Genomic DNA, 23,305 nt, shown 5'->3' on the forward strand with positions numbered 1-23,305 from the left:
CGGGGGGAACCCCGGCTCGTGCGCGGCCGATGACCAGTCGGCTCATTCAGTACTGCGTCACCGGCTCCAAAAACGTCACACCTGTCGGGCGACAGAAATCAGGGGTGGCGTCGAGGGTGACGTCGAGGGCCGCATCCGTGCAGGCCAGAGCCCTACGACGCAGAGGTCGAGGGGGAGGCGGACGGCGTGGCCGTCGGCAGCTCCGGGGAGGCGCTGTAGGAGCGCGTGGGGGTGGGGGCGGCGGGGCGGACCAGGCCGAAGCCGACGTTCTGGTCGGAGCGGCCGCCGCCTCGGCCGTTGTCGTCGTCCTCGTCGCCGTCCTGCCCGCCGGTCTTGCCGCCGGAGCCGGAGCCCGAGTCGCCGCCCTTCGAGTCCGGGCTCGCCTCCGACCCGGAGTCGGACTGGCCGAGGGTGCGGTCGCAGAACCGGTCGAGGTCGGCGGTGCTCCGGCCGGCCTTGTTCGCCGAGTCCTGGAGGCGGCGGCGCTCGTCCGAACTGAGGTTGCCGCCCCGGTACTTGAGGCACGCCTCGACCAGCCGGCGGCGCAGCGGCGCCGCGCCGGTGTCGCCCTCGCTCGCCCGGGGGTCGGCGGAGGCCGAGGGCCCGCTGCCGTGCGCGTCGTCGCCGCCGCCTCCGCCACCGCCCGCGTCCGGGGAGCCCGAGGCGTCGTCGGGGCGCTCGGAGCCGTCGGTCTCGGGCTTGTCGCCGCCGGTCGCGCCCGGCGAGGGCGAGGCGAGGGGCTGGTCGGGGCTGGCGGCGGACACGGACGTGGCGGGCGCGGGTTCGTCCCGCCCGCCGAACGGCGAGGGCAGTACCCCGGTCCCCGCGGCGACGGCCACGCCGCCCACCATGCACGCGGCGACGACGGCGGCGAGCCCGAACCGGACGGGGCGGCCCCAGCGCGGCCCGCGGGCGGGTGCGGCGGGAGCGCCCGCCCGGTGACGCCGGTGCCGTCCGGAGCCGGCCGCGCCGTCGACCGTTCCTCCGACCGCGCCGTCGACGGCGGACACCGCCCGCGCGTCGCGGAATGCCTTCAACGCGGCGTCCTCGCCGGGGAGTTCACCGTCGGCGCCGGCCCGCAGCGCCGTGAGCGAGTCGAGAGCGGCGACGAGCCGCTCGGCCTCCCGCAGGTCTTCGTCGGCGTACCGGGAACCGGCGGATGCGGAATCCGCGGCGGCGGAATGCGCTGAAGCGGAGGCGGGTTCGGCGTGCGCGGCGTTCTCGACGACGGCCTTCAGGGGCTCCCCACGCAGCAGACGCTCCGCCGCCTCTCGGTCCAGCCACTTGTAGTGCTCGTCGGCCATCACATGTCCTTCTGCGTCCGCGCACGCGAATGCGTCACACCGGCGGACGTCACCGTACGGGTGTCCGGCTGTCTCGGGTGCGGTACGGCACCGAGCGAACCGGAGGTGTTCGAGGGGGTCGCGGAACCCGCGGACGAGGTCCCGGAGGGGTCCGCGCCGAGCAGTTCGGCGAGCCGCTTGAGGCCGCGGTGCGCGGCCGTGCGCACGGCGCCGGGCCGCTTGCCGAGGGTCAGCGCGGCGCTCTTCGCGTCGAGCCCGACGACCACGCGCAGCACGACGGCCTCGGCCTGGTCCTGCGGGAGCTGGGCGATGAGCGCCATGGTGTCGCCGGTGGCGAGGGACTCCATCGCCTCGCCGGCGGTGTCGGACAGGGCGGGTTTGCCGGTGAGTTCGGTCTCGTCTCCGCCTATGGCGGGCCGGCGTCCCCGCATGCGTATGTGGTCGAGGGCGCGGTTGCGGGCGATCCGGGCGGCCCAGCCGCGGAAGCGGTCCGCGTCGCCCTCGAACCGGTCGAGGTCGCGGGCGATCTGCAGCCACGCCTCCGACGCGACGTCCTCGGCATCGGGCTCGCCGACGAGTGTGCGTACGTATCCGAGCAACCGCGGGTGCACGGCGCGGTACACAGTACGGAACGCGGTCTCGTCCCCGTCCTGCGCCGCAAGCACCGCGGCGGTCAGCTCCGCGTCGTCCCCCAGCACTTCCCGTCCCTGCCGTCCCTGCCCTGTCGGCGTTGTGCGCCCCCGGCGCGAATCAGCACGCTACGGCCTGAATCGCCCCTCGTCCATGTTTGTACAACGGGCAACAACAGGGTGACACAGCGCGGTGTGACAGAAAACGCACCCGCGGCGCTGAAGAGAGTACGGGCCGCTCGCGACCCGTACGCGCGGCGGCCGGGGTCTCTCCTGTGGGGGGTGGCGACCTCGGCCGTCCCGCTTTTCAGGGCCTCAAGTCTCAGACCCGCAGGGCCGGTCCGGCGCCCGGGCCTCAGTTGCGGCCGTGCCCCTCGCCGGCACTGCCCGCGCCCTGCGCGCCCGCCGCACCGCCCGCGCCGGCCGCGCCGTCCGCCGCCCGCGACCGCTGAGCCCCGGGCGAACTCGCCACGCCGGCCGCCGCGCAAGCTGAAGCGGCCCGCTCCGCCCGGCTCAGGCCGCGTCCGTCCTCGTACGACGCGCACCGCGCCTCCTCGTCCCCGGCCTGCTCCTCGTCCCCGGCCTGCTCCGGGTGGCCGGGCGCGACGCTGCCGCGCAGCACGGCCGGGGCCGTCGGGTCCGAGGTGGGCGACGGGCTCACGCTCCGGCTCGGCCGGGGCTTCTCGGGCTCGTCGACGGAGGAGAGACCGCTGCCGATGCCCGCGACGGCGACGCCGCCCACGGTGACGCTCGCCACCAGCGTGCCCGCGGCCGTCCGCAGCGACCAGCGCGCCCGGCGCCGGTGCGGCCGCCAGTCGTCGCGGCGCCGGGTCGGCGCGCGCAGGGCGCCGGTGTCGCGCGCGGCACGGAACGCGGCGAGGGCCTGCCGTTCACCGTCACCGAAGCCCCCGGGCCGGCCCTGCGTGCCTGCTGAGCGGACGGCAGCGGCGAGCAGTTCGCCGATGTCCGGGTCGACGGGGGCAGGGTCGACCGGCGGCGAGGGGTTGTCAGTCATCTCGAGTCCCCCAGCGTTCGCAGCCCGCTATCCGTCACACCGGGCCCTGTTCCGGGCCCTCTTCCGCACCGTCGCCGGGACGCTCGACGTCGAGCTGCCGGGCGAGCCGCTTCAGCCCCCGGTGCGCGGCCGTGCGCACGGCGCCGGGCCGCTTGCCGAGGACGCGTGCGGCGCTCGGCCCGTCGAGTCCGACGACGACGCGCAGCAGTACGGCCTCGCCCTGGTCGCGCGGGAGTTCGGCGATGAGGGCGAGGGCCCGCCGGGTGGAGAGGGTCTCGAAGGCCTGCTCGGCGGTGTTGTGCGCGGCGGGCAGTTCGAGGACGTCCTGTTCCAGTACGGCCGGGCGCGGGCGCACTTTCTGACGGCGCAGCAGATCGAGCGCGCGGTGCCGTGCGATGGTCGCCGTCCAGCCCCGGAACCCGGCGCCGTCGCCCCGGAAACGCCCCAGGTCACGGGCGATCTCCAGCCATGCGTCGGCGGCGACGTCCTCGGCCTCGTCGCCGACGAGCCCGCGCAGATAGCCGAGCAGCCCCGGCTGGACGAGCCGGTACGCCACGGCGAAGGCGGCCTCGTCGCCCTCCTGGGCCCGCGCCACGGCTGCGCCCAGCTCCTCGTCGTACGCCTGCGTACGACGAGGTTCCCCTCCCTGGCCCAACCGCTTTCCTCTTCAGTGCGTTTCAGTTCGCCTTCGGCGTGCCCCCATGGTGATCAGCGCCGGCCTCCACAGAAACGTCACAGGGGCCGCGCCGGACGGCGGGCGCCTCAGACCTCGAACACCGAGCCGTCGCCCCGCGGGACCTCGACGACCTGCGACGGATCGGGCCGACGGACCGTCAGCGGTGCGTCGTACGCGGAGAAGTCGATGTCGATGCGCATGGTGCCGGACGTCCCGTTCAGGGAGCGCAGATACGGGTCGCCGTCGGCCTCGACGTACGCGGTGCCGGTCCCGTCGTCGGCGCCGTCCTTCGGCGGCAGCAGCGGCACCATCCGCGTCCCGTCGCGGCGTACGACGGGCCGGGCGCGGGTGCCCTCGGCCTCCCCGGTCATGCCCTGGGCGAGGGTCCTGCCGAGGGTGCACTGCTTGCCGACGGCCTGCGCGCCCTTCGGACCGTCGGGGGCCTTCACGTACTTGCCGCGGATCCGAACCACGAACTCCCGCATGCGCGCGGCGACTTCGGGCCCGCGGGCCTCGGCCTTGACCTGGAGTGCGGCGAGGGCGGAGTCCGGGTACTTCAGATACGCGTCGCCCTCGCCCTCTTCCTTGTCCGCTACGAGATAGATGACATCGGCGGTCACGCCCGCGCCGTCGTCGACGGTGCCGGCGCAATTGCCGTCGTGGTCCATCCGGATGTCGGTACGTACGTGCTTCGCGCCCTGCCGGACCTCCGCCTTCATCCGTACGGATTCGGCGTCCGCGAGGAGCGCGCCGGCCTTCTTCAACAGCCGTTCTCCGCGCACCTGGTCGGCCGGTTTCGGCGCCGCGTCGTCGGCGACGGGCCGCGCGCTCTCGGCGGCCGGTGCGGCAAGCGCCCGTATCTCCGGCGCGGGTTCGACCGGCCGGAAGGCGGCGCCCCCGGCGGCGAGAGCGACGACGAGGACGCCGGTGATCACAGGGCGGCGCATGCGCGGCTCCGCCTTCCCGGCAGCGTCAGATAGAAGGTCTGAAGCGACTCCTCGGAGCCGACCTCGTAGCGGTTGACGACCTTCCCGAGCGGGCTCCACACCCGCCCGTCCGGCATCCGTACGCCGACCTCCTGCCCGAAGTACGCGCGCTGCGACTCGTCCAGGTCCACCCACTCGGCGCCGGCCCGCCGGGCGAGCACCTCCCCCACGTACGCGCCGAGCCCGAACAGCACGGCGTCGACGCGCGCCCGCTCCGCACCGCCCTTGCGCAGTCCGTCGACGAGGAAGTCAACGACGCGGAGGCTCGCGACGGAGTAGTCCAGCGGCAGCCGGGCCGACGCGACCCGCGCGACGAAGCCCGCCGCGTGTCCTCGCATGTCAGCGGCCCGTTTCTCACCCTCACGCATGGTGTTGCACCCCTTGGTCCGGTCACGGGGAAGCCCGGTCCCGGTTTCTTCCCGCACTCCCCCAGCGGGCGCGTCACCTCAACCGTCACGGGTTGCGCACATGTCGCTTCTCACACGAGTAAACGCCGTCGGCCGTACAACCATCGGCCGCTCTCGACTGTCGGCACGACCTGGCCGATGCCCGGCCCCGGCCTCTCGCCTACGATCCGCATCCATGCCGGAGCACGAGCAGAACCGAGGTCGGACCGTCATCGAGGTCGCGTACGGCACAGGCTACGACGCGCGCCGCGGAGCCGTGCGCGGAGCCATGTCCCGCGAGGCGGCGTCAGCGCTGGATGCCGCCGGTGACCCGTACGCCGTGGTGCTGCGTGAACCGGGCCGGCCGGAGGCGGTCGTCGTGCATGTCGCCCGCGCCGCCCACTTCGTGGGGATCTGGGCGTACGACGCGCACCGCCGCCGGTTGGCGCGGCCTACTTGATGTAGACGAGGCCGTCCGTGGTGACCGTCGGGCGGCCGCTGGTGCCGACCACGACGATCTTCACCTTGTGCGTGGCGCTGCTCGACCAGGTCTTGGTCCAGATCGCCTGCCGGTACAGGGTCGTCGACGACTTCAGGTCGACGGTGCCGACCTTCACGCCGTCCACGTAGACGTACGCCTGCCCGGAGCTCGACGCCCGCGAGACGACCCAGGACGCGGAGCGCCCGGTGAAGGTCCAGGTGAGGCTCGCGCCCTTGGAGCCGCTGGAGTAGGACCTGCCGCCGAGGTAGCTGGAGCTCGAACGGGCCGTCCAGCCACCGGACTTGACCGCCGACGTCTCCTGCTGGATCACGGGGGTGAAGGCGGGGGACGACGTGCGGTAGTTGCCCGCGAAGTCGTAGGCGCGCATCGACCAGGTGGTGGCCGTGCCGGAGGCCGCCGTGCGATTCGAGCCGGTGGTCGTCGGGCCGAACGTGGCCGTGGTGGGCGCGAGGAGCTTCACCTCGCGCAGCGCCTTGTCGTCGGCGGCCTTCCAGCCGAGCGTGACGGGCACGGCGGTGGCGTTCACCGTGCCGGTGCGCAGGGAGATCCTCGGGGTGGTGGAGAAGGTCGGCGCGGTCGTCTCCGCGACGACGTTCAGCGCGGCCGTGGTCGTCGCCTTGCCCGACTGGTGCACGGCCCGCACGGCGACGGTGTGGCTGCCGAGCGCGAGGGTGGCGGCGGCGGACGTGGCGCTGCCGGAGGCGGTGGCGGCGACGCTGCCGTCGACGAGAAGCTCGTACTTCGAGATCAGGGACGCCGGGGTGGTCGCCGACCAGTGCACGGTGACGGCGCCCTTGGTGTAGTACGTCGTCCCGGACTTGCCGGCGCCGTCGACGGTGGTCGTCTTCAGGCCCTGCACGGGACCTGCGGCCCAGGCGCGGACGGTCGGGAGCTGGGAATAGAGGGAGCTGCCCGGGCACTGCGTGTTGAAGCCGTCGCGGTGGGCGGAGATCCGGTCGAAGGTGTACTTCGTGCCGGCGGTGAAGCTCTTGCCGAAGTAGTTGGTCTGGGTCGCGCCCGCGTTCAGCTCGACGGTGCCGGATGGGTCGGCGCCGTACTGGCCGAGCTTCCAGGCGGCGACGCGGGCGATCGAGGTGAGCGCGGCGTTCGTCGCGCTGTTGGAGACGTAGTTGCCGAGGACGGCGATCCCGGCGGACTCCCGGTTCCAGCCGTACGTGTGAGCGCCGAGCACCGGCAGGTCGGTGCCGCCCTTGCGGCCCTCGAAGACGGTGCCGCACTTGTCGACGAGGAAGTTGTAGCCGATGTCGTTCCAGCCCTCGACCTGTACGTGGTACGCGTAGATGCCGCGCACGATCGACGCCGAGTCGGCGCACGAGTAGTCGTTGGCGCCGTCGGTGTGGTGGACGAAGACGGCCTTGACGTCCGCGTTGTACTCCGGCGGATCCTGGACCAGGGACTCGTCGGCGCCCCATCCGGCGCGGGAGGTGATGGGCGGCTCGGGGGCGGTGGAGGCGGGGGCGGTCGGCACGGTGGCGGTGGCCGAGAGGGTCGGGGTGGGGGTCTCGTCGACGGTGAACGCGGCGGCGTCCATGCCTTCGGACGCCTCGGCCGAGGGGGCGGGCCGCCGCGCCTCTGCGTCGGTCACGACACCCGGGTCGACGAGGTTGACCTCAAGTCCCTTGGGCAGGGCGGCAGTTGTCCCGTCCGCGTGGGCGACCTGAACCTGCACTCCGTCGGAGGGCCCCACGTACAGCGGCTCGGACGCGCCGCGCGCGCCCTGCTCCGGCTTCTCCAGCGGATCGGTGTCGAGCTCCAGGTCGTGCCAGGCGCTCCACTCCCCCGTCTCCAGGCTGTGCGTGCGCACCTGCGCGGTGCCGTCGAGCTGCTTGCTCGCCCCGGTCCAGGAGACGCCGAGCAGCGAGAACTCCTTGGTGTCCTTGCGCGGCAGCTCGCGGCGCCCGCTCGTGATGACCGGCAGCGTGAGGTCGTAGACCTTCACGGGCCGCTTGTCCTGGAGGGCCGCGGCGGCGTCGTGGGAGGGGTTCGCGACGGCGTAGGCGGTCACGCCGCCCCCGCCGAGGACCACGGCCCCGAGGGTGATCCACGCCCTCCGCCGCAGGCTCATCGATCTGTACGCATGGGACACACGAGGACTCACGTTGTCGTCACTCACTCCGGGTTCGGGCCCAACGGGCTATGGCGCACCGCCACTTGTAGCTCACCCGTCGCACGGATAGCCACTTGGATCAGCGCACGCGACCCCGGAATCGTCACCGTCAAGCGGGGGCAAACCGGATGTTCGCCTCGCCGCAATCCGTGATTCACGCAAGCACCGCCCGCGCCCGGCGCACCCTCAATCGGCTTCCTGCTCCTGGGCGGCCATGAGCTCGTCCCCGTACGCGAAGGCCCACGCTCCGACAGCGTCGATCGGAGCGAGCAACGTCCGCCCCAGGGGAGTGAGTCGGTACTCGACGCGCGGCGGCGCACCCGGATGCGCCTGCCGCTCCACCAGCCCGTTGGACTGGAGGCGCCGCAGCGTCTCGGTGAGGACCTTGGAGCTGATCCCCCCGATCCGCGACCGCAGTTCGACAGGCCGCATGGGCCCGTCGCGCAGGGCCCAGAGCACGACGGCGTTCCAGGTGTTGGACAACAGATCGAAGGCCAGGCGGGCGCGGCAGTCGGCGAGGAAGGCGTCGGTCGTCACGTACCAAATGGTGCCCGACGGGCCCTCTAGCGTCGTTGCGAACGGTCCGGACACCTCCGGTCCGGACACGTCCTGGGAGGGATCGCGTGATGAGAATCGGCGTACTGGGCACGGGCAACATGGCGGACGCGCTCGCCACCCACTGGGTGCGGGCCGGGAACGAGGTTGTCGTCGGAGGGCGGGACACGGGCAAGGCGGAGGCGCTGGCGAAGCGCCTGGGCGGCGGCGCGAAGGCTGCCGCCCTGCGCGAGGCGGCCGAGTTCGGTCAAGTGGTCCTTGCCGCCCTGCCGTTCGGCGTGGGGGCGGCCCTGGCGCGGGAACTACGGGAGGCCCTCGCCGGCAAGGCGCTGATCGACTGCTCCAACCCCGTCGGCCCGGGCTTCCGGCTCCTGACGCAGAACGGGCCCTCCGCCGCACAGCAACTGGCAGCAGCAGCCCCGGAATCCCACGTGATCAAGGCGTTCAACCTCTGCCACGAGGACGTGTGGCGCATGACGCCACCCGTCTTCGACGGACGGCCCCTCGCGGTCCCGGTCTGCGGAGACGACGAGACGGCCCTCGCGCTCGTCCACGAACTGGTGCGACAGACCGGCTGCGAGCCGGTGCCCGGCGGCGGCCTCGACCGAGCCGGCCTCCTGGAGGCGACCGCCGCGCTCTTCATCGGCCTCTGGGTCGGCGAGGGCGCCGACGCCCAGGCGATCGCGCCCCCGCTGGCTTTCGCCACGGGCCCGGGCCCCGGGGAGTCGGCGGAGACCGGTCGGGCCCTTCGCTAGAAGTTCACGGCACCGGCCACGAGGACCGTCCATTCATTGGGCAGCCCTGCCGTACGCCAGTGGAACTCGTCCCCGTCTATCGAGCTGCCCCACCTCAGCAGCCCTCCCGGTTCCGGGAACACGGGGTAGCCGCCGAGCATGTCGTCCTGCGCCATGTCCCCGGCACTGGAGAGATCCGCTCTCTCCCTCTCGACGAATATCGCTTCGCGTCCTGGGGCCGGCGACGTCACACAGAGGAACTGCCCGATCTCCAGCCGCGGACAGTATTCCGCCAAAGTGACGTAGTCGTCGGGCAGTTCAGCCCCCAACCCGTCGAAGACCACGCGCCAGTCGATCCGCCGCGGAACCTCGATCCGCCGCGCACCCAGCCCCGGCAGCACGGCCTCCAGGGCCTGGATACTCAACAGCCGCCGCCACCGCGAGCCCGTCGGCGGCACGCTCGGCGCCCACATCGAAGCGGCGGAGGCCCGCCACAACACCCACTGCACGGAGTGGTGCGCGCTGCCCGCAGTGCACGACGGGCACGACGATGCCGTACGCGTCCCGTTACGACTGCCACTCACGCGGCGGCGATCAGGGCTGTCGGGAGGCGCTGATCCGCGAGGAGCGCCTCCACCCCAGAACGCCCCGAGACTTCAGTGACGTACGGCACATCTGTGCAACCAGTGACGTTCTTCGATGGTCCTTCGCTGAATAGAACATCTATGTCTGCCCGCGATACACGCGGGGTTTTTGTGAACTTCATCAAGGGGTGGGGCATTTGAGCCCGCGACACTCGCGTGGCAAGGGGCAGGACGCGCCCGTTTCGCACGCGTACAAGCCGCTGAGTCTCAAGCGGAGAGCATGGATCACGGTCGGCGCCGTCGTCCTCGGCGGTGCCGGTGTGACGGCGTACGCCATGGCGGGCGAGGAGACGCCCGCGGCGGACGCGCCCGTGCAGGCGCGCGGCTCCGAGGTGCACTCGGTGGAGCTGTCCGCGGCCGGAACCGGCAAGCGCGCGCTGTCGCAGCGGTCGACCGACGACTTCTCCCTGGTCGGTCTGACCTGGGACAAGCAGACCGCGGAGCTGGACGGCACGGCGCAGGTGCGGGTCCGCAGCAGTGAGACCGGCGCCTGGTCCGGCTGGCAGACGGTCGAGGCCGAGTCGCACCTGCCCGACCCGGGCACCGCCGACGCCAAGAGCGATGTCGTCGGCATGTCCGAGTCCCGCTGGGTCGGCCCGTCGGACGGTGTCGAGGCGCGCGTGGTCGCGGCCGACGGCTCCGCGTCCGCGCTGCCCAAGGGGCTCAGCCTGACGATGGTCGACCCGGGTGTCACGAAGAAGGAGGCCGCGCAGCAGAACGCCGCGCAGGACTACACCTCCCAGATATCCGCGCAGAACGCCGCGTTCAGCATCGACGAGTCGCCGTCCGCGAGCGCGAGTCCCACCGCCTCCGCGAGCGCGAGTGCGACCGCCACGGCGTCGGCCTCCGCGTCCGACACCGCGAGCCCGACCGGCTCCGCCACGTCGACCGCCGCCCCGACGCCGAGCGACTCCGCGACCGTGAAGCCCCCGGCCCCCGCGTCGACCGTCGCCAAGCCGCCGATGATCATGCGCTCGGAGTGGAAGCCGGACACGTCGAAGGCGGTCAACTACAGCCCGCCGGAGTACATCGACAAGATCCAGGCCGCGTTCGTCCACCACACGGTGGACACGAACAACTACAGCTGCTCGCAGTCGGCGGCCATCGTCAGGGCCGACTACCTGTACCACGTGACCCCCCGGCCGGCGGAGCACTACGACGGCTGGAAGGACATCGGCTACAACTTCCTCGTCGACAAGTGCGGCCAGATCTTCGAGGGCCGTGAGGGCGGCGTCGACGAGCCGGTGCTCGGCGCCCACACGTACGGCTTCAACTCGTACTCGACGGGCATCGCGATCCTCGGCAACTACGTGGACAACAAGCCGTCGCGCGCGGCCCTGGAGTCCGTGGCCCGCGTCGCCGCCTACAAGCTCGGCCAGTACGGCGTCAGCCCGACCGGCTCCGTGACCCTGGTCGCCAAGGCCGACACCGGCAAGTACACCAACGGCCAGAGCGCCACGCTCAAGACGATCGCCGGTCACCTGGACGCCTTCGCGACGGAGTGCCCCGGCACCCAGGTCGAGGACCGTCTCGGCACCATCCGCACGTACGCCGCGGGCGCGGGTGCCAGTTCCGCGATCCCGTCCTCGGACGTGAACAAGGACGGCCTCGGCGACGTCGTGTCCGGCATGCCGAAGGGTTCCAGCGGCGGTCAGATCGTGGTCGTGCCGGGCGGTACGGCCGGTCCCGACTCCGCGAAGAAGAAGCTGATCTCGCAGTCGAGCACCGGCGTCCCGGGCGCGGGCGAGAGCGGCGACGAGTTCGGCGCGGCCACCGCGACCGGCGACATCAACGGTGACGGCTACGCCGACATCGTCGTCGGCCAGCCCGGCGAGGACGACACGTCCGGACACACGGACCGCGGCGCGTACACGATTCTGTACGGCCCGAACTTCACCACCGGCGAGGGCGTGAACCTCGACGGCAGCTACGACCTGACGAACGCCCGCTTCGGCTCGGCCGTGGCCGTCGGCGACTTCAACGCGGACGGCAAGGCCGACGTGTTCGCCGCCTCCTCCGGCCTCGGCGGCACGTGGAGCGCCCGCTACGGCGACGGCTGGGACACCGACTCGATGATCACCACCGGTGAGTCCACCCTGGCCTACGAGGACGCCACGTCCGGCGACTTCAACGACGACGGCTACGCGGACGTCGCCCTCAACTACCGCGACGGCACCGGCGTCGGCCGCGTGGTCTGGTACAAGGGCGGCGAGGGCGGCCTGCGCAAGGCGGCCACGCTCGCGGTCAAGGGCGGCCGCTCCATCGCCGCCGGCGACATCAACGGCAACGGCGTCGACGACATCGTCATCGGCCAGCCCTACACCGCCGAGTCCGGCGCCCACTCCGGCGGCCAGGTCACCGCGGTCTACGGCGTCGCCGGCACGGGCCTGTCGACCGGTGTCTCGACCATCAGCCAGTCCACGTCGGGCGTGCCCGGCGCCTCCGAGTCCGGCGACGCGATGGGCTCGTCCGTCGCGATCGGCGACTACAACGCCGACGGCTACGGGGATGTCCTCACGGGCGCCCCGAACGAGGACATCACCCGCACCTCGAACCGCTCCAACGCCGGTACGTCACTGCTCCTCAAGGGCACCTCGGCCGGCCTGACCGGCACCGGCGCCCTCGCGGTCTCGCAGGACGAGGCCGGTGTCCCCGGCTCGACCGAGACCAACGACAACCTCGGTTCGGCGGCGGCTCTCGTCGACGTCCAGGGCTTCGGGCGGGCGAGCCTCGTGCTCGGCGTCGCCGGTGAGGACGCGGGCAACGGCACGCTCCTGTACGTCCCGACGTCGGACCCGGCGACCGGCGCGTACAAGTGGAGCCTGTCGCTCTCCAAGTACTACGGCCTGACCCAGTTCGGCACGAAGACGGGCGCCCGCCTCGGCACCAACCTGGCGCCGTAGCACGCTCATTGCGACCAGCAGGGGCCGTGGGGGCCGCTCAGTCCCCCACGGCCCCTTCGCGTTGCCGGACGTCCTGCAATCCGAGGTTCACATCAGCTGCGCGAGCGCGATGACGACGAGCGCCCACCAGCGGCGCGGATCGGGTTCGCCACCCGAAGGCTCGCCCCCGAAGGCTCGCCACTTGAAAGCCCGCCACCCGAAGGACTGTCGTCTGCGGCATGCGTGTCGGCCTGGTGATCGGCCATGCGATCGGCCTCCTCGAAGGGCCGCGGCGCGGCCGGGTCCCTCACATCGCTTCCCCACTGCTCCCGTACGCCCCATTTGCGCCGCCGCTTGCGCCGCCGCCCCCGCGTGGGTTACTCACTACACCCCACGGGCCCCCGGCCCCGACCGCAGGAGGGGGCGGCCGGGTCCGGGCCCGTGGCCGGCCCGAAGCACCTACACGGCCAGGCCGTTCGGCTCGCTCGGCTCGTACGAGACGGCCACCGCGCCGCCGCCGGGCAGCCCGTCGGCGCTGAGCGCGAGGCGGACGACCGGGCAGTCCTCCGCCTGGTTGGTCCGCCGCGGCTCGCAGTCGTTCAGGGTGCTGCGGCTCTCGCCGGGGCAGGCGGCGCTCTCCGGGACGTCGATCGCCAGGTACAGGTCGCCGTCGTGCGTGAAGCGGTACGTGCCGTCGGCGGCCGGCTCGGCGGGCTTCGCGTCGGGGCCGGTCACGACCCGCACCGCGAGGGCCGTGGCGTGCGCCCTGCGGCCCTTGCCGTGCGGCCCGTACACATCGACGGCGGCGCGCAGCGCACTCAGTTCGAGGGGCGTGCGGCCCGGGTCGAAGGCCGCGGAGACGGTGAAGCGCTCCGGTTCCCGGGTGCGCGGGCCGGGCCCGAAGTAGCCGTACGCGCTGATGACGAGCCGCGGCGTCTTCCCCGGGCCCGGCGCCGAACGGCCCGGCGCCCCCTCGCCGCACCCGTCCGGCACAGGGCGGCCCTCGGCGCGCAACAGCGGTGCCCAGTAAGCCGGTTGAGGACCGAAAGGTTCCGCGGGCCGGGCAAGGCCCAGCGCCACGGCCGCCGCGCAGAGCCCCACCGCGGTCCAGGCCCGCCACGACGGCCGACCCGTCGCGTACGTCATCCTCTGCTCCTGGCCCGCCGCGACACGACGGCGCGCAGCACCCGGCGCCCTTCCGTCGACACGTCGAGAGCGCGCCGCAGACCGCCCGCGCCGCCACCCGCGAGCAGCTCCAACACCCTTGTCTGGCGCCGGAGTTCGGCCGCGACGAGGGGCGACATGGCGTCCGTACGGCCTTCCCGGCGCGCGGCGACACCGGACGCGCCGTCCTCGACCGTGTCCAGCATCCGGTGCACCTGGAGCGCGGCCACCGAGCACGCGTCGGCCCAGCTGCGCCACTCCTCGGCGGGGGCGCGGTCGGGTGCGGCGCCCAGCATCCGGCGTACCAGCTCGGCGGCCTCGCCGTCGCCCGCGGCGCCTTCGAGGGTGCCCCGGGCCGCGGCGAGCCGCTCGGCCCACGCGGCACCGTCCTCGGCGAGGCTCGTCCACAGCGGGCGCAGCACCTCGTCGTCGGCGGCGTCTGCCCCGAGCAACGGCACGCACCGGTCGAGGCAGCCGAGCCCGCTCGCGGCGAGCACCCGTTCGTCGGCCTGCGCGATCAGTTCCACCAGGCTCATTGGACGTACGCCTCCCGGACCCGGACCCGACAATTCCCCTTGGGGACTCCGGGACTTACAGCGCCGCGGCCGCCGGGAACGTCACAGACGCCGTCACCGGGAGGCGACGCCGAGCCGGTCGAGGAACCGGAAGAACAGCTCCTCCGCCGACGGCTGCGCGTCCGCCCCGAGCACGTCGAGGATCGGCTGCCGCGCCACCGTGAGACCGCCCTCCGCCGCCCAGGAGACGGCGTGCTCCGCCGCGTCGTCGGGCGGCAGGAAGTAGTCCTCCAGGGAGAGTTCGTCCCCGCCGATGTACTGGGCCATCGCGGCCCGCCCCAGGCACGTCGTCCACGCGCCGCTCTGCGGCGCCGCCGCCTCGACGACGGCGCACCGGCTGTCCATGACGTACGCGAAGAGCGCGGGCGCACCGGTCTCCCCGGCCAGGGAGTTCATGCTCCCGACGTCCGGCGTCGGCTCACCGCCGCCACCCGGGCACTCCCACACCTGCCAGTCGCCGGCCCGCTCCTCCAGGAGCGCCATCTCGTCCCTGACCCCGCCCAGCGACTCGAGTTCCTTCAGCGGACGTCCGCTTCTGGCCACCACGTAATAACCCCAGTAGCCCATGCCCGTGCCCCCGTCCCCTGTACTGCACTGTTCGATGCGACTCGAGCCGAATACACCACAGGCATACGGGACTTCGCCACCGGAAACGCAAACTAGGCGTCGCCTGCACGCATCGTGGGACGGCCCAGGACCCGCAGGTTCTGGAGGCGGGTCATCGCCCGCACGAACAGGATCGCGGCGACGGCGCTCAGGATGTCGACGGTGTCGCTGAAGATCAGCGTGCCCGTCGCCGTCTTGATCTCGCCGATGGCCTCGGCACTGTCGTAATTTCTGTTCGCCGACCAGCGCAGGAGCAGGTTGAGCAGCCACAGGAACCACCACAGGTCGATCGTCCCGACCCGCGCCTCCTTGCGGGAGAAATCGAACCCGTCGGCGCTCGCCCGCCAGATGTCGTGCGCGATCCGGCGCGGGAACCAGAGGTTCACCACCGGCACCAGGAACCCGAAGATCGCCCAGGGCCGCGCCAAGCGCTGCCCGAGCGGCTCGATGACCTGCGCGTTGTCCCGCACCCGCAGGAACCAGGCGATGAAGCCGATCGCCGCGGCGACCACCGTCAGCAGCTGGGCGCGCCCCGCGAGCGTGTACAGGTCGTCGATCCGCTCCATGTCGGATTCGCTGAACCCGGAGAAGTCACCGGCCGCCAGATCCGCCGCGAACCGGTACTCGCCGATGCCCGTCACCACCGCGGCCAGATCGGCCACGATCACCAGGCACAGCAGCACGACCGCGGCGGTCGCGAACCCGTTCGGCGACCGCAGCGCCGAGAACCGGGCCGCCGGATCGTACGACGACGACGCATGCGCCTGCGCGCACCCCGCGCACAGGCCGCCTGCGGCCTGCACCTGATTCTTCCCGCATGTTCCGCACAGCACAGCTGCGCCCCTCCCCAGGGAAACACCGCGGACGTTCCGGCCCCCCGGCCGCGCGGCCTGCGGAACATAAGGCTCCACAGGCCGTGCTGTCCACCCCCGTATCCGCAGGTCAGCCGCTCAACTTCGCCGCCAGCTCCACGAACTGCCCCCACGTCAGCTCCGGCTTGTCCGGATCCCACAGCTTCTGCACCGTCGCCCGCAGCGGCATCCGGATGCCCTGCGCGACCTGTGCCTGGGTCTGGGCCTGCGCCAGATCGCACCAGACGGCGAAGGTCCCGCCGAGGATCTGGCCGTCGTACTTCGCGGGCACGGGCGTGGTCCCGCGCACGACGAGCGGCGTCCAGTTCTCGTAGATCCGCTGCCCGGTCGGGTAGACGAAGGTGTTCGGCTGGCCGAGCACGTAGTACAGGTACTCGTCGTTGTAGTTCGTCAGCTTCCGCCCGGCGCTCAGATACGAGACGGGCTCCCTGGCCCCGATCTCCTTGCCGGTCCAGTACGCGACCTCGATGTCCTTGTCCGCCTCGACGACACCGCCGGTGAAGAACCCGTCGTTCCAGGCCTTCAGCTTCCGGTCGTACGGGGCCATGGTCTTCGCCCGGTCGTTCAGCCACCCCTCGGCGAGGTCCTTCACCCGTGCGTTCGCCCCGTACTTCGCCCGCGCCGCGGCGGCGAGCTGCGGGTACGACGCCTCCGGGTTCGTCTTCATCAGCGCCCGGTACTCGTCGGCGCCCAGATGCCAGTACGCGCCCTTGAACAGCTGCGCGTACTCCTTCAGCAGATCGTCGACGATCTTCGCGGCCCCCGGCTTCGAGATGTCGACGGCCCCCCGCGCGGGCACCCCGCCCGCGTCGCGCAGCTGAAGGTCCGGGTGGGCCTGGATGACGGCGCCGAGGTGCCCGGGGGAGTCGATCTCCGGCACGACGGTGACATGCCGCTCCGCGGCCAGCGACAGGATCTCCCGCACCTGCGCCTTGCTGAGGTGCTCGGGCGACACGATCTCCGGATGCGTGTCGGAGGCGATGCGGAACGCCTGGTCGTCGGAGAAGTGCAGCCCGATCTGGTTGAACTTCAGGTCCCCGATCTCCCGGATCCGGTCCTTGATCCAGCCGGCCGTGAAGTGCTTGCGGGCGATGTCGAGGTTGAACCCGCGCTGCGCCTTGGCCGGTTCGTCGTCGACCACGCCCTCGGGTGCGGTCGCCCCGCCGTGCACCTCCTGCTTGAGCGTGCGCGTCCCGTAGAAGACCCCGGCGTCGCTCGGCCCGACGATCCGCACCCGCCCGCCCCGCACGGTCATCCGGTACGACTCCGCGCCCCCGGACCCGCCCAGCGCCAGCTCCACGTCCCCGGGCCCGGCGTCCGCGCCCTCCCCCTCGTATGTCAGCCCCAACTCGTCGGCGACCAGCCGCCCCTCCTCGGCCAGCGCCGCGTCCCGCACGACGACCTTCCCCCCGTCCGGCTTCCAGCCGGGCCCGCGCGCCGGGGTGAAGTCCCGTACGGACGGGATCGTGCGCGGGCGCGAGGACAGCGGATACGACCGGGTCGGCGACGGCGCGGCCGACGACGCCGTCGACTTCCCGTCGGACGGCGCCTGCCCGGCGGACCCGCCACCGTCGTCGGGCCACAACGCGGCAGTGAGCACCACGGCCCCGGCGGCCACGACGGCAGCAGCACCGAGCAGAACCTTCCGCTCCTTCTCCACCTGCACATCAACTCCCTAAAGGGGCGCGAGGCTGTATCAATCTGCGGCTCCGCCGCGGGGCGCGAGCAACAACAACGAGCCCGCACCCGCCCACGAAACAACACCCGCAACGGCGAGAACGCGAACCGTCCACGCGGCGCCGCCAAACTCTCCCGTCCGAGTGAAATTCGCGCATCCGTCGGACACCCGCAATCACCCCTCGCTAGCGTTACGGCCAACATCCCTCATCCCGCCCCGCCGCCGGAGGCACCCCTGCGCGCGCCGCACCGCCCCCCTCACGTACCCGGCCGCCTGCCCATACCGGCGCAGGCCACACCGCACGGGGGCCTCATCCACTTCAACGCGCTGCCGCAGGACACCGCCGAGGACGCCCTGCTGAGCTGCTGCGGCAGCCGCGCCTGGGCGCACCGGCTCGCCGCGCACCGCCCCTACCCGGATCTCGACGCGCTGCTCGCCGCGGCCGACGAGGCGGCGTACGACCTGGGCCCCGGCGATGTCACCCAGGCCCTGGCCTGCGAAGAACTCCCGCTGCCGCAGGGCGCGGCCGCCTACACGGCCGCCCACACCGCGCTGGCCGCGGCCCACTCCGCGTACGAGGACCGCTTCGGGCACGCCTTTGTGATCTGCCTCGACGCCGTCGCCCCCGGCGAGGCCCTCGACCACCTGCTCGCGGGGCTGCGCGACCGCCTCGGCAACGACAGGGAAGAGGAGCGGATCGTCGCCGCGGAGGAACTGCGGCGACTCGCCCGGGGCCGGATCGCGCGACTTGTCCGCAATCTCCCGAACGCCCGGACCGGGAGCCCGGACACGACAGGGCAGCAAAGCGCCACCAATAGCCCGTACGTGCCTGTTTGATTGCCTGTTTGATCACACCGGAGGCCCCCGGGCAAGCGAGCCGACAACTCGTCGATACGATGACGAGCGGCCGGTGGACCGTACCCGGCCGGGCCCGACCGACACCGAAGCCGGCGCGGCCCTAGTCCCCGCTCCCGGAGGGTTCTTCCGTGCCGGCTGGAACGCTGTACCGCGGCCGGGAAGGCATGTGGTCGTGGGTGGCTCATCGAGTCACCGGTGTCCTCATCTTCTTCTTCCTGTTCGTACACGTGCTGGACACCGCTCTCGTCCGCGTCTCCCCGGAGACGTACGACGAGGTCATCGCCACCTACAAGACGCCGATCGTCGCGCTCCTGGAATACGGCCTCGTCGCCGCCATCCTCTTCCACGCGCTCAACGGCCTGCGTGTCATCGCCGTCGACTTCTGGTCGAAGGGCCCGCGCTACCAGAAGCAGATGCTCTGGACCGTCGTGGGCATCTGGGTCGTCCTGATGGTCGGGGCCCTGTACCCCGTCCTCGGCCACGCCGTCCGTGAACTCTTCGGGAGCTGAGGCCAGACATGTCTGACACCACCCTCACCAAGGACTCCGGCTCCTCCGGCGTCGGCCCCGTCGAGGGCGCCCCGCTCTACGACGTCGACAACCCGGCCCCGTACATCGAGGCGCCGCGCAAGCGGACCTCGAAGACCGGCAAGGGCAGCCGCGGCAACTTCGAGATGGCCGCGTGGCTCTTCATGCGCCTGTCCGGTGTCGTCCTGGTCGTTCTCGTCCTCGGCCACCTGCTGATCCAGCTCGTCCTCGACGGCGGCGTCTCCAAGATCGGCTTCGCGTTCGTCGCGGGCCGCTGGGCGTCCCCGTTCTGGCAGGGCTGGGACCTGCTGATGCTGTGGCTCGCGATGCTGCACGGCTCCAACGGCCTGCGCACGGTCATCAACGACTACGCAGAGCGCCCCCAGACCCGCCTGTGGCTGAAGGGCCTGCTGTACGCCGCGACGGTCTTCACCGTCCTGCTGGGCACGCTGGTGATCTTCACCTTCGACCCGAACATCCGTTAAAGCCGAGGCGAGCGAACCCGTGAAGATTCACAAGTACGACACCGTCATCGTCGGCGCCGGCGGCGCGGGCATGCGCGCGGCCATCGAGTCGACCAAGCGCAGCCGCACCGCGGTGCTGACCAAGCTCTACCCCACCCGCTCCCACACGGGCGCCGCGCAGGGCGGCATGGCCGCCGCGCTGGCCAACGTGGAAGAGGACAACTGGGAGTGGCACACCTTCGACACGATCAAGGGCGGCGACTACCTGGTCGACCAGGACGCCGCCGAGATCCTGGCGAAGGAGGCCATCGACTCGGTCCTCGACCTGGAGAAGATGGGCCTGCCGTTCAACCGCACCCCGGACGGCACCATCGACCAGCGCCGCTTCGGCGGTCACTCCCGTAACCACGGCGAGGCCCCGGTCCGCCGGTCCTGCTACGCCGCGGACCGCACCGGCCACATGATCCTCCAGACGCTGTACCAGAACTGCGTCAAGGAGGGCGTGGAGTTCTTCAACGAGTTCTACGTCCTCGACCAGCTCATCGTCGAGGAGGACGGCGTCAAGAAGTCGGCGGGCGTCGTCGCGTACGAGCTCGCGACCGGCGAGATCCACGTCTTCCAGGCGAAGTCGGTCATCTACGCGTCCGGCGGCACCGGCAAGTTCTTCAAGGTGACGTCGAACGCGCACACCCTGACCGGCGACGGCCAGGCCGCCTGCTACCGGCGCGGGATCCCGCTGGAGGACATGGAGTTCTTCCAGTTCCACCCGACCGGCATCTGGCGCATGGGCATCCTCCTGACGGAGGGCGCCCGCGGTGAGGGCGGCATCCTCCGCAACAAGGACGGCGAGCGCTTCATGGAGAAGTACGCGCCGGTCATGAAGGACCTCGCGTCCCGTGACGTCGTGTCCCGCTCCATCTACACGGAGATCCGTGAGGGCCGCGGCTGCGGTCCCGAGGGCGACCACGTCTACCTCGACCTCACGCACCTGCCGCCGGAGCAGCTCGACGCCAAGCTCCCGGACATCACCGAGTTCGCGCGGACGTACCTCGGCATCGAGCCCTACACGGACCCGATCCCGATCCAGCCGACCGCGCACTACGCCATGGGCGGCATCCCGACGAACGTCGAGGGTGAGGTCCTGGCGGACAACACCACCGTCGTCCCCGGCCTGTACGCCGCCGGTGAGGTCGCGTGCGTGTCCGTGCACGGCGCCAACCGCCTCGGCACCAACTCGCTGCTCGACATCAACGTCTTCGGCAAGCGCGCCGGCATCGCCGCCGCGGAGTACTCCCACAAGGCCGACTTCGTCGAGCTGCCGGAGAACCCCGCGTCGCTGGTCGAGGAGACCGTCGAGCGCCTGCGGAACTCGACGGGCACGGAGCGCGTCGCGGTCCTGCGCAACGAGTTGCAGGAGTGCATGGACGCCAACGTGATGGTGTTCCGCACCGAGCAGACGATCAAGACGGCCGTCGAGAAGATCGCCGAACTGCGCGAGCGCTACAAGAACGTGTCCATCCAGGACAAGGGCAAGCGCTTCAACACCGACCTCCTCGAGGCCATCGAGCTGGGCAACCTGCTCGACCTCGCCGAGGTCATGGCGACCTCGGCGCTGGCCCGCAAGGAGTCGCGCGGCGGTCACTACCGCGAGGACTTCCCGAACCGCGACGACGTCAACTTCATGCGCCACACCATGGCGTACCGCGAGGTCGGCGACGACGGCAGCGAGTCCATCCGTCTCGACTACAAGCCGGTCGTCCAGACCCGCTACCAGCCGATGGAGCGTAAGTACTGATGGCAACCCCGATCATGGACAAGGCGGAGGCGGCCGGCAAGGCCGAGCCCGGGTTCGCCGACTCCCCGTACATCACCGTCACCTTCCGGATCCGCCGGTTCAACCCGGAGGTCTCCGCGGACGCGGTCTGGGAAGACTTCCAGCTGGAGATCGACCCGAAGGAGCGTGTCCTCGACGCCCTTCACAAGATCAAGTGGGACCAGGACGGTTCGCTGACCTTCCGCCGTTCCTGCGCGCACGGCATCTGCGGGTCCGACGCGATGCGCATCAACGGCAAGAACCGCCTTGCTTGCAAGACGCTCATCAAGGACATCAACCCGGAGAAGCCGATCACGGTCGAGGCCATCAAGGGCCTGACGGTCCTGAAGGACCTGGTCGTGGACATGGACCCGTTCTTCCAGGCCTACCGGGACGTCATGCCGTTCCTGGTGACCAAGGGGAACGAGCCGACGCGCGAGCGTCTCCAGTCCGCCGAGGACCGCGAGCGCTTCGACGACACGACGAAGTGCATCCTCTGCGCGGCCTGCACCTCCTCCTGCCCGGTGTTCTGGAACGACGGCCAGTACTTCGGTCCGGCCGCCATCGTGAACGCCCACCGCTTCATCTTCGACTCGCGCGACGAGGCCGGGGAGCAGCGCCTGGAGATCCTCAACGACCGTGACGGCGTGTGGCGTTGCCGCACGACCTTCAACTGCACGGACGCCTGCCCGCGCGGCATCGAGGTCACGAAGGCGATCCAGGAAGTGAAGCGCGCGCTCATCACGCGCCGCTACTGACCCTCCCGGTCACGCCCTGTGCGCGGGCCCCGCTCCTTCCCGGGAGCGGGGCCCGCGCCTTTTCACCGGCCGTCGACGACCGACACCCCCCGCTCGAAGAACGTCTCCAGAGCCACCGTCGCCTGTGTCCCGCTCACTCCCTCGATGGCGTACAAGCGGCGCAGCACGTCCTGGAGTTGCTGGGTCGTGGCTGTGCGGACCTTGACCAGGACCGAGGCGCTGCCCGCGATGACGTGGGCCTCCACGAGTTCGGGGATGGCCGCGAAGTGCTGTGCGGACTCGCCCATCCAGGACGACGACTCGACCATCACGTACGCCAGTACGCCCTGGCCGAGGGCCGCCGGGTCGACGTCGATCGTCGTGCGGCGGATGACGCCCCGTTCGCGCAGTTTCCGTACGCGCTCGTGGGCGGCGCCCGCCGAGAGGCCGACCTCCTTGCCGAGCGCCGCGTACGCGGTCGTCGCGTCGCGTTGCAGTGCCGCGATCAGCTTCCGGTCGATGTCATCCACGATCTCCATGGCATAACCGTATCTTGTTCTGTCATAGTCGTTGGCGACAGGATGAGATTCGGTTCCGCACCAAGACCGTGGGGGTTGATCGTGTCCACAGATACCGTTCCCGTCTCGTACGACATCCTCGATGAGCGCTTCCGCACCGGGCGCTGCGCCAACGGCGACCACTTCTTCCAGGTCCTGCACACCGGCGGGCGCTGGGTCGAGGGGCCCGTCTACCTGCCCGCCTGGCGTCAGGTGATCTGGAGCGACATCCCGAACGACCGGCTGCTGCGCTGGGACGAGACCAGCGGCGCGGTGAGCGTCTTCCGCTCCCCCGCGGGCCACATCAACTGCAACACCGTCGACCGGGAGGGCCGGCTGATCCACTGCGAGCAGGGCAACCGGCGCGTGACGCGGACCGAGCCCGACGGCTCCCTGACCGTGCTCGCGGACCGGTGGGAGGGGAAGCGGTTCAACAGTCCGAACGACGCCGTGGTGCGCTCCGACGGGTCGATCTGGTTCTCCGACCCGGACTTCGGGATCACCAGCGACTACGAGGGCTTCCGCGCCGAGTCCGAGATCGGCGCCAACAACGTGTACCGAATTGATCCCGATGGACGTCAAGTGACGCTTGCTGCCGATGGGTTCGGGGCTCCGAACGGGCTCGTCTTCTCGCCCGACGAGAGCGAGCTGTACGTCTCCGACACGCGCGGCGGCGTGATCCGCGTCTTCGACGTACGGGACGACGGGACGCTCTCCGACGGCAAGGTGTTCGCCGAGATGAAGGACGGGCTCGGGCGGTTCGACAATCTGCGGTTCGACGACGAGGGGCGGTTGTGGGCGGCGGCGATGAGCGGCGGCGTGCACTGTTACGACCCCGACGGCACGCTGATCGGGCGGCTGCTCACGCCGGAGCCGGTCGCCAACATCGCGTTCGGCGGGCCCAAGAACAACATCATGTTCCTCGCCGCGTCGACCTCCCTGTACTGCCTGATGACGGCCGTCACGGGGGCGCCACGCATTCGCCGTCGATGACATGAAGGGCGTTCGCCCGA

The 23,305-nt window shown here is 71.5% G+C and carries 24 protein-coding genes; 9 read left to right on the top strand and 15 right to left on the bottom strand.

Going from position 1 to position 23,305, the window contains the following annotated elements; genetic code table 11:
* Window positions 1-152: 152 nt before the first annotated feature.
* From AB0L37_RS34905 to AB0L37_RS34930, 6 genes are all read right to left on the bottom strand, one after another.
* A complete protein-coding gene (locus AB0L37_RS34905) occupies window positions 153-1,304 on the bottom strand; it encodes a hypothetical protein (RefSeq protein WP_365514918.1) in 1,152 nt (383 codons plus the stop codon).
* Window positions 1,304-2,002: an RNA polymerase sigma factor gene (locus AB0L37_RS34910; protein ID WP_365514921.1), complete on the bottom strand. Its 699-nt coding sequence runs from the start codon at window positions 2,000-2,002 to the stop codon at window positions 1,304-1,306. The genes AB0L37_RS34905 and AB0L37_RS34910 overlap by 1 nt, the downstream gene beginning before the upstream one ends.
* Window positions 2,003-2,288: 286 nt before the next feature.
* Window positions 2,289-2,948, bottom strand: a complete 660-nt coding sequence (locus AB0L37_RS34915) for a hypothetical protein (protein ID WP_365514923.1) — start codon at window positions 2,946-2,948, stop codon at window positions 2,289-2,291.
* 34 nt (window positions 2,949-2,982) lie between these two features.
* Window positions 2,983-3,603: an RNA polymerase sigma factor gene (locus AB0L37_RS34920; protein WP_365514926.1), complete on the bottom strand. Its 621-nt coding sequence runs from the start codon at window positions 3,601-3,603 to the stop codon at window positions 2,983-2,985.
* A 107-nt stretch (window positions 3,604-3,710) separates the two neighbouring features.
* A complete protein-coding gene (locus AB0L37_RS34925; RefSeq protein WP_365514929.1) occupies window positions 3,711-4,571 on the bottom strand; it encodes a hypothetical protein in 861 nt (286 codons plus the stop codon).
* Window positions 4,556-4,948, bottom strand: a complete 393-nt coding sequence (locus AB0L37_RS34930) for a hypothetical protein (protein ID WP_365514932.1) — start codon at window positions 4,946-4,948, stop codon at window positions 4,556-4,558. Before AB0L37_RS34930 ends, AB0L37_RS34925 begins: the two co-directional genes overlap by 16 nt.
* Before the next feature lie 244 nt (window positions 4,949-5,192).
* Between AB0L37_RS34930 and AB0L37_RS34935 the strand changes: the two genes are divergently transcribed.
* Entirely contained in the window at window positions 5,193-5,456 is a 264-nt protein-coding gene (locus tag AB0L37_RS34935; RefSeq protein ID WP_365514935.1) for a hypothetical protein, read from the top strand.
* Here the strand turns inward: AB0L37_RS34935 and AB0L37_RS34940 are convergent.
* On the bottom strand, window positions 5,449-7,578 hold the full coding sequence (locus AB0L37_RS34940) for a peptidoglycan recognition protein (RefSeq protein ID WP_365515042.1): 2,130 nt from the start codon (window positions 7,576-7,578) through the stop codon (window positions 5,449-5,451). The genes AB0L37_RS34935 and AB0L37_RS34940 overlap by 8 nt on opposite strands.
* A gap of 234 nt (window positions 7,579-7,812) precedes the next feature.
* Complete coding sequence (locus AB0L37_RS34945) at window positions 7,813-8,163, bottom strand: helix-turn-helix domain-containing protein (protein WP_365514937.1); 351 nt, start codon at window positions 8,161-8,163, stop codon at window positions 7,813-7,815.
* A gap of 89 nt (window positions 8,164-8,252) precedes the next feature.
* Between AB0L37_RS34945 and AB0L37_RS34950 the strand changes: the two genes are divergently transcribed.
* Window positions 8,253-8,936, top strand: a complete 684-nt coding sequence (locus AB0L37_RS34950; protein ID WP_365514940.1) for an NAD(P)-binding domain-containing protein — start codon at window positions 8,253-8,255, stop codon at window positions 8,934-8,936.
* On the opposite strand, the gene AB0L37_RS34955 is transcribed toward AB0L37_RS34950, so the two are convergent.
* Entirely contained in the window at window positions 8,933-9,340 is a 408-nt protein-coding gene (locus AB0L37_RS34955) for a hypothetical protein (protein ID WP_365514943.1), read from the bottom strand. The genes AB0L37_RS34950 and AB0L37_RS34955 overlap by 4 nt on opposite strands.
* Window positions 9,341-9,696: 356 nt before the next feature.
* Between AB0L37_RS34955 and AB0L37_RS34960 the strand changes: the two genes are divergently transcribed.
* Window positions 9,697-12,462, top strand: coding sequence for an FG-GAP-like repeat-containing protein (locus tag AB0L37_RS34960; protein ID WP_365514946.1), 2,766 nt, complete (start codon window positions 9,697-9,699; stop codon window positions 12,460-12,462).
* 438 nt (window positions 12,463-12,900) lie between these two features.
* Here the strand turns inward: AB0L37_RS34960 and AB0L37_RS34965 are convergent, their stop codons facing one another.
* From AB0L37_RS34965 to AB0L37_RS34985, 5 genes are all read right to left on the bottom strand, one after another.
* Entirely contained in the window at window positions 12,901-13,587 is a 687-nt protein-coding gene (locus tag AB0L37_RS34965) for a hypothetical protein (protein ID WP_365514948.1), read from the bottom strand.
* Entirely contained in the window at window positions 13,584-14,141 is a 558-nt protein-coding gene (locus AB0L37_RS34970; RefSeq protein ID WP_365514951.1) for a hypothetical protein, read from the bottom strand. The genes AB0L37_RS34965 and AB0L37_RS34970 overlap by 4 nt, the downstream gene beginning before the upstream one ends.
* A gap of 93 nt (window positions 14,142-14,234) precedes the next feature.
* On the bottom strand, window positions 14,235-14,747 hold the full coding sequence (locus tag AB0L37_RS34975) for a hypothetical protein (RefSeq protein WP_365514953.1): 513 nt from the start codon (window positions 14,745-14,747) through the stop codon (window positions 14,235-14,237).
* A gap of 92 nt (window positions 14,748-14,839) precedes the next feature.
* Complete coding sequence (locus AB0L37_RS34980; protein ID WP_365514956.1) at window positions 14,840-15,589, bottom strand: DUF4328 domain-containing protein; 750 nt, start codon at window positions 15,587-15,589, stop codon at window positions 14,840-14,842.
* 139 nt (window positions 15,590-15,728) lie between these two features.
* A complete protein-coding gene (locus AB0L37_RS34985; protein WP_365514958.1) occupies window positions 15,729-17,324 on the bottom strand; it encodes a glycoside hydrolase family 20 protein in 1,596 nt (531 codons plus the stop codon).
* 291 nt (window positions 17,325-17,615) lie between these two features.
* Here AB0L37_RS34985 and AB0L37_RS34990 point away from each other — a divergent pair, with 291 nt between their 5' ends.
* From AB0L37_RS34990 to AB0L37_RS35010, 5 genes are all read left to right on the top strand, one after another.
* Window positions 17,616-18,173, top strand: a complete 558-nt coding sequence (locus AB0L37_RS34990) for a 2-oxo-4-hydroxy-4-carboxy-5-ureidoimidazoline decarboxylase (RefSeq protein ID WP_365515045.1) — start codon at window positions 17,616-17,618, stop codon at window positions 18,171-18,173.
* 149 nt (window positions 18,174-18,322) lie between these two features.
* Window positions 18,323-18,703 (top strand): succinate dehydrogenase, cytochrome b556 subunit, encoded by a 381-nt coding sequence (gene sdhC, locus AB0L37_RS34995; RefSeq protein ID WP_365514961.1) that lies wholly within the window; start codon window positions 18,323-18,325, stop codon window positions 18,701-18,703.
* Between the two features lie 8 nt (window positions 18,704-18,711).
* Window positions 18,712-19,206: a succinate dehydrogenase hydrophobic membrane anchor subunit gene (locus AB0L37_RS35000; protein ID WP_365514964.1), complete on the top strand. Its 495-nt coding sequence runs from the start codon at window positions 18,712-18,714 to the stop codon at window positions 19,204-19,206.
* 19 nt (window positions 19,207-19,225) lie between these two features.
* Complete coding sequence (gene sdhA / locus AB0L37_RS35005) at window positions 19,226-20,980, top strand: succinate dehydrogenase flavoprotein subunit (RefSeq protein ID WP_365514967.1); 1,755 nt, start codon at window positions 19,226-19,228, stop codon at window positions 20,978-20,980.
* Window positions 20,980-21,756, top strand: coding sequence for a succinate dehydrogenase iron-sulfur subunit (locus AB0L37_RS35010; protein ID WP_365514970.1), 777 nt, complete (start codon window positions 20,980-20,982; stop codon window positions 21,754-21,756). Before sdhA ends, AB0L37_RS35010 begins: the two co-directional genes overlap by 1 nt.
* Before the next feature lie 62 nt (window positions 21,757-21,818).
* Here the strand turns inward: AB0L37_RS35010 and AB0L37_RS35015 are convergent, their stop codons facing one another.
* Entirely contained in the window at window positions 21,819-22,265 is a 447-nt protein-coding gene (locus tag AB0L37_RS35015) for an Lrp/AsnC family transcriptional regulator (RefSeq protein ID WP_365515047.1), read from the bottom strand.
* A 90-nt stretch (window positions 22,266-22,355) separates the two neighbouring features.
* Between AB0L37_RS35015 and AB0L37_RS35020 the strand changes: the two genes are divergently transcribed.
* Window positions 22,356-23,285 carry an SMP-30/gluconolactonase/LRE family protein gene (locus AB0L37_RS35020; RefSeq protein WP_365514973.1) on the top strand — a complete coding sequence of 310 codons (930 nt, stop codon included), beginning with the start codon at window positions 22,356-22,358 and terminating at the stop codon, window positions 23,283-23,285.
* Window positions 23,286-23,305: the final 20 nt, after the last annotated feature.

The organism is Streptomyces sp. NPDC052225, assembly GCF_040679615.1.
In the GTDB taxonomy this organism is placed as follows: Bacteria; Actinomycetota; Actinomycetes; order Streptomycetales; family Streptomycetaceae; genus Streptomyces.

What these genes read in the sequence shown, in the direction of transcription:
- AB0L37_RS34930 (WP_365514932.1), bottom strand. Translation starts at nt 4,948, where the DNA reads ATGCGAGGACACGCGGCGGGCTTCGTCGCGCGGGTCGCGTCGGCCCGG.
- AB0L37_RS34950 (WP_365514940.1), top strand. Translation starts at nt 8,253, where the DNA reads ATGAGAATCGGCGTACTGGGCACGGGCAACATGGCGGACGCGCTCGCC.
- AB0L37_RS34915 (WP_365514923.1), bottom strand. Translation starts at nt 2,948, where the DNA reads ATGACTGACAACCCCTCGCCGCCGGTCGACCCTGCCCCCGTCGACCCG.
- AB0L37_RS34975 (WP_365514953.1), bottom strand. Translation starts at nt 14,747, where the DNA reads ATGGGCTACTGGGGTTATTACGTGGTGGCCAGAAGCGGACGTCCGCTG.
- AB0L37_RS34935 (WP_365514935.1), top strand. Translation starts at nt 5,193, where the DNA reads ATGCCGGAGCACGAGCAGAACCGAGGTCGGACCGTCATCGAGGTCGCG.
- AB0L37_RS35000 (WP_365514964.1), top strand. Translation starts at nt 18,712, where the DNA reads ATGTCTGACACCACCCTCACCAAGGACTCCGGCTCCTCCGGCGTCGGC.
- AB0L37_RS35010 (WP_365514970.1), top strand. Translation starts at nt 20,980, where the DNA reads ATGGCAACCCCGATCATGGACAAGGCGGAGGCGGCCGGCAAGGCCGAG.
- AB0L37_RS34970 (WP_365514951.1), bottom strand. Translation starts at nt 14,141, where the DNA reads ATGAGCCTGGTGGAACTGATCGCGCAGGCCGACGAACGGGTGCTCGCC.
- AB0L37_RS34925 (WP_365514929.1), bottom strand. Translation starts at nt 4,571, where the DNA reads ATGCGCCGCCCTGTGATCACCGGCGTCCTCGTCGTCGCTCTCGCCGCC.
- AB0L37_RS34965 (WP_365514948.1), bottom strand. Translation starts at nt 13,587, where the DNA reads ATGACGTACGCGACGGGTCGGCCGTCGTGGCGGGCCTGGACCGCGGTG.
- AB0L37_RS34905 (WP_365514918.1), bottom strand. Translation starts at nt 1,304, where the DNA reads ATGGCCGACGAGCACTACAAGTGGCTGGACCGAGAGGCGGCGGAGCGT.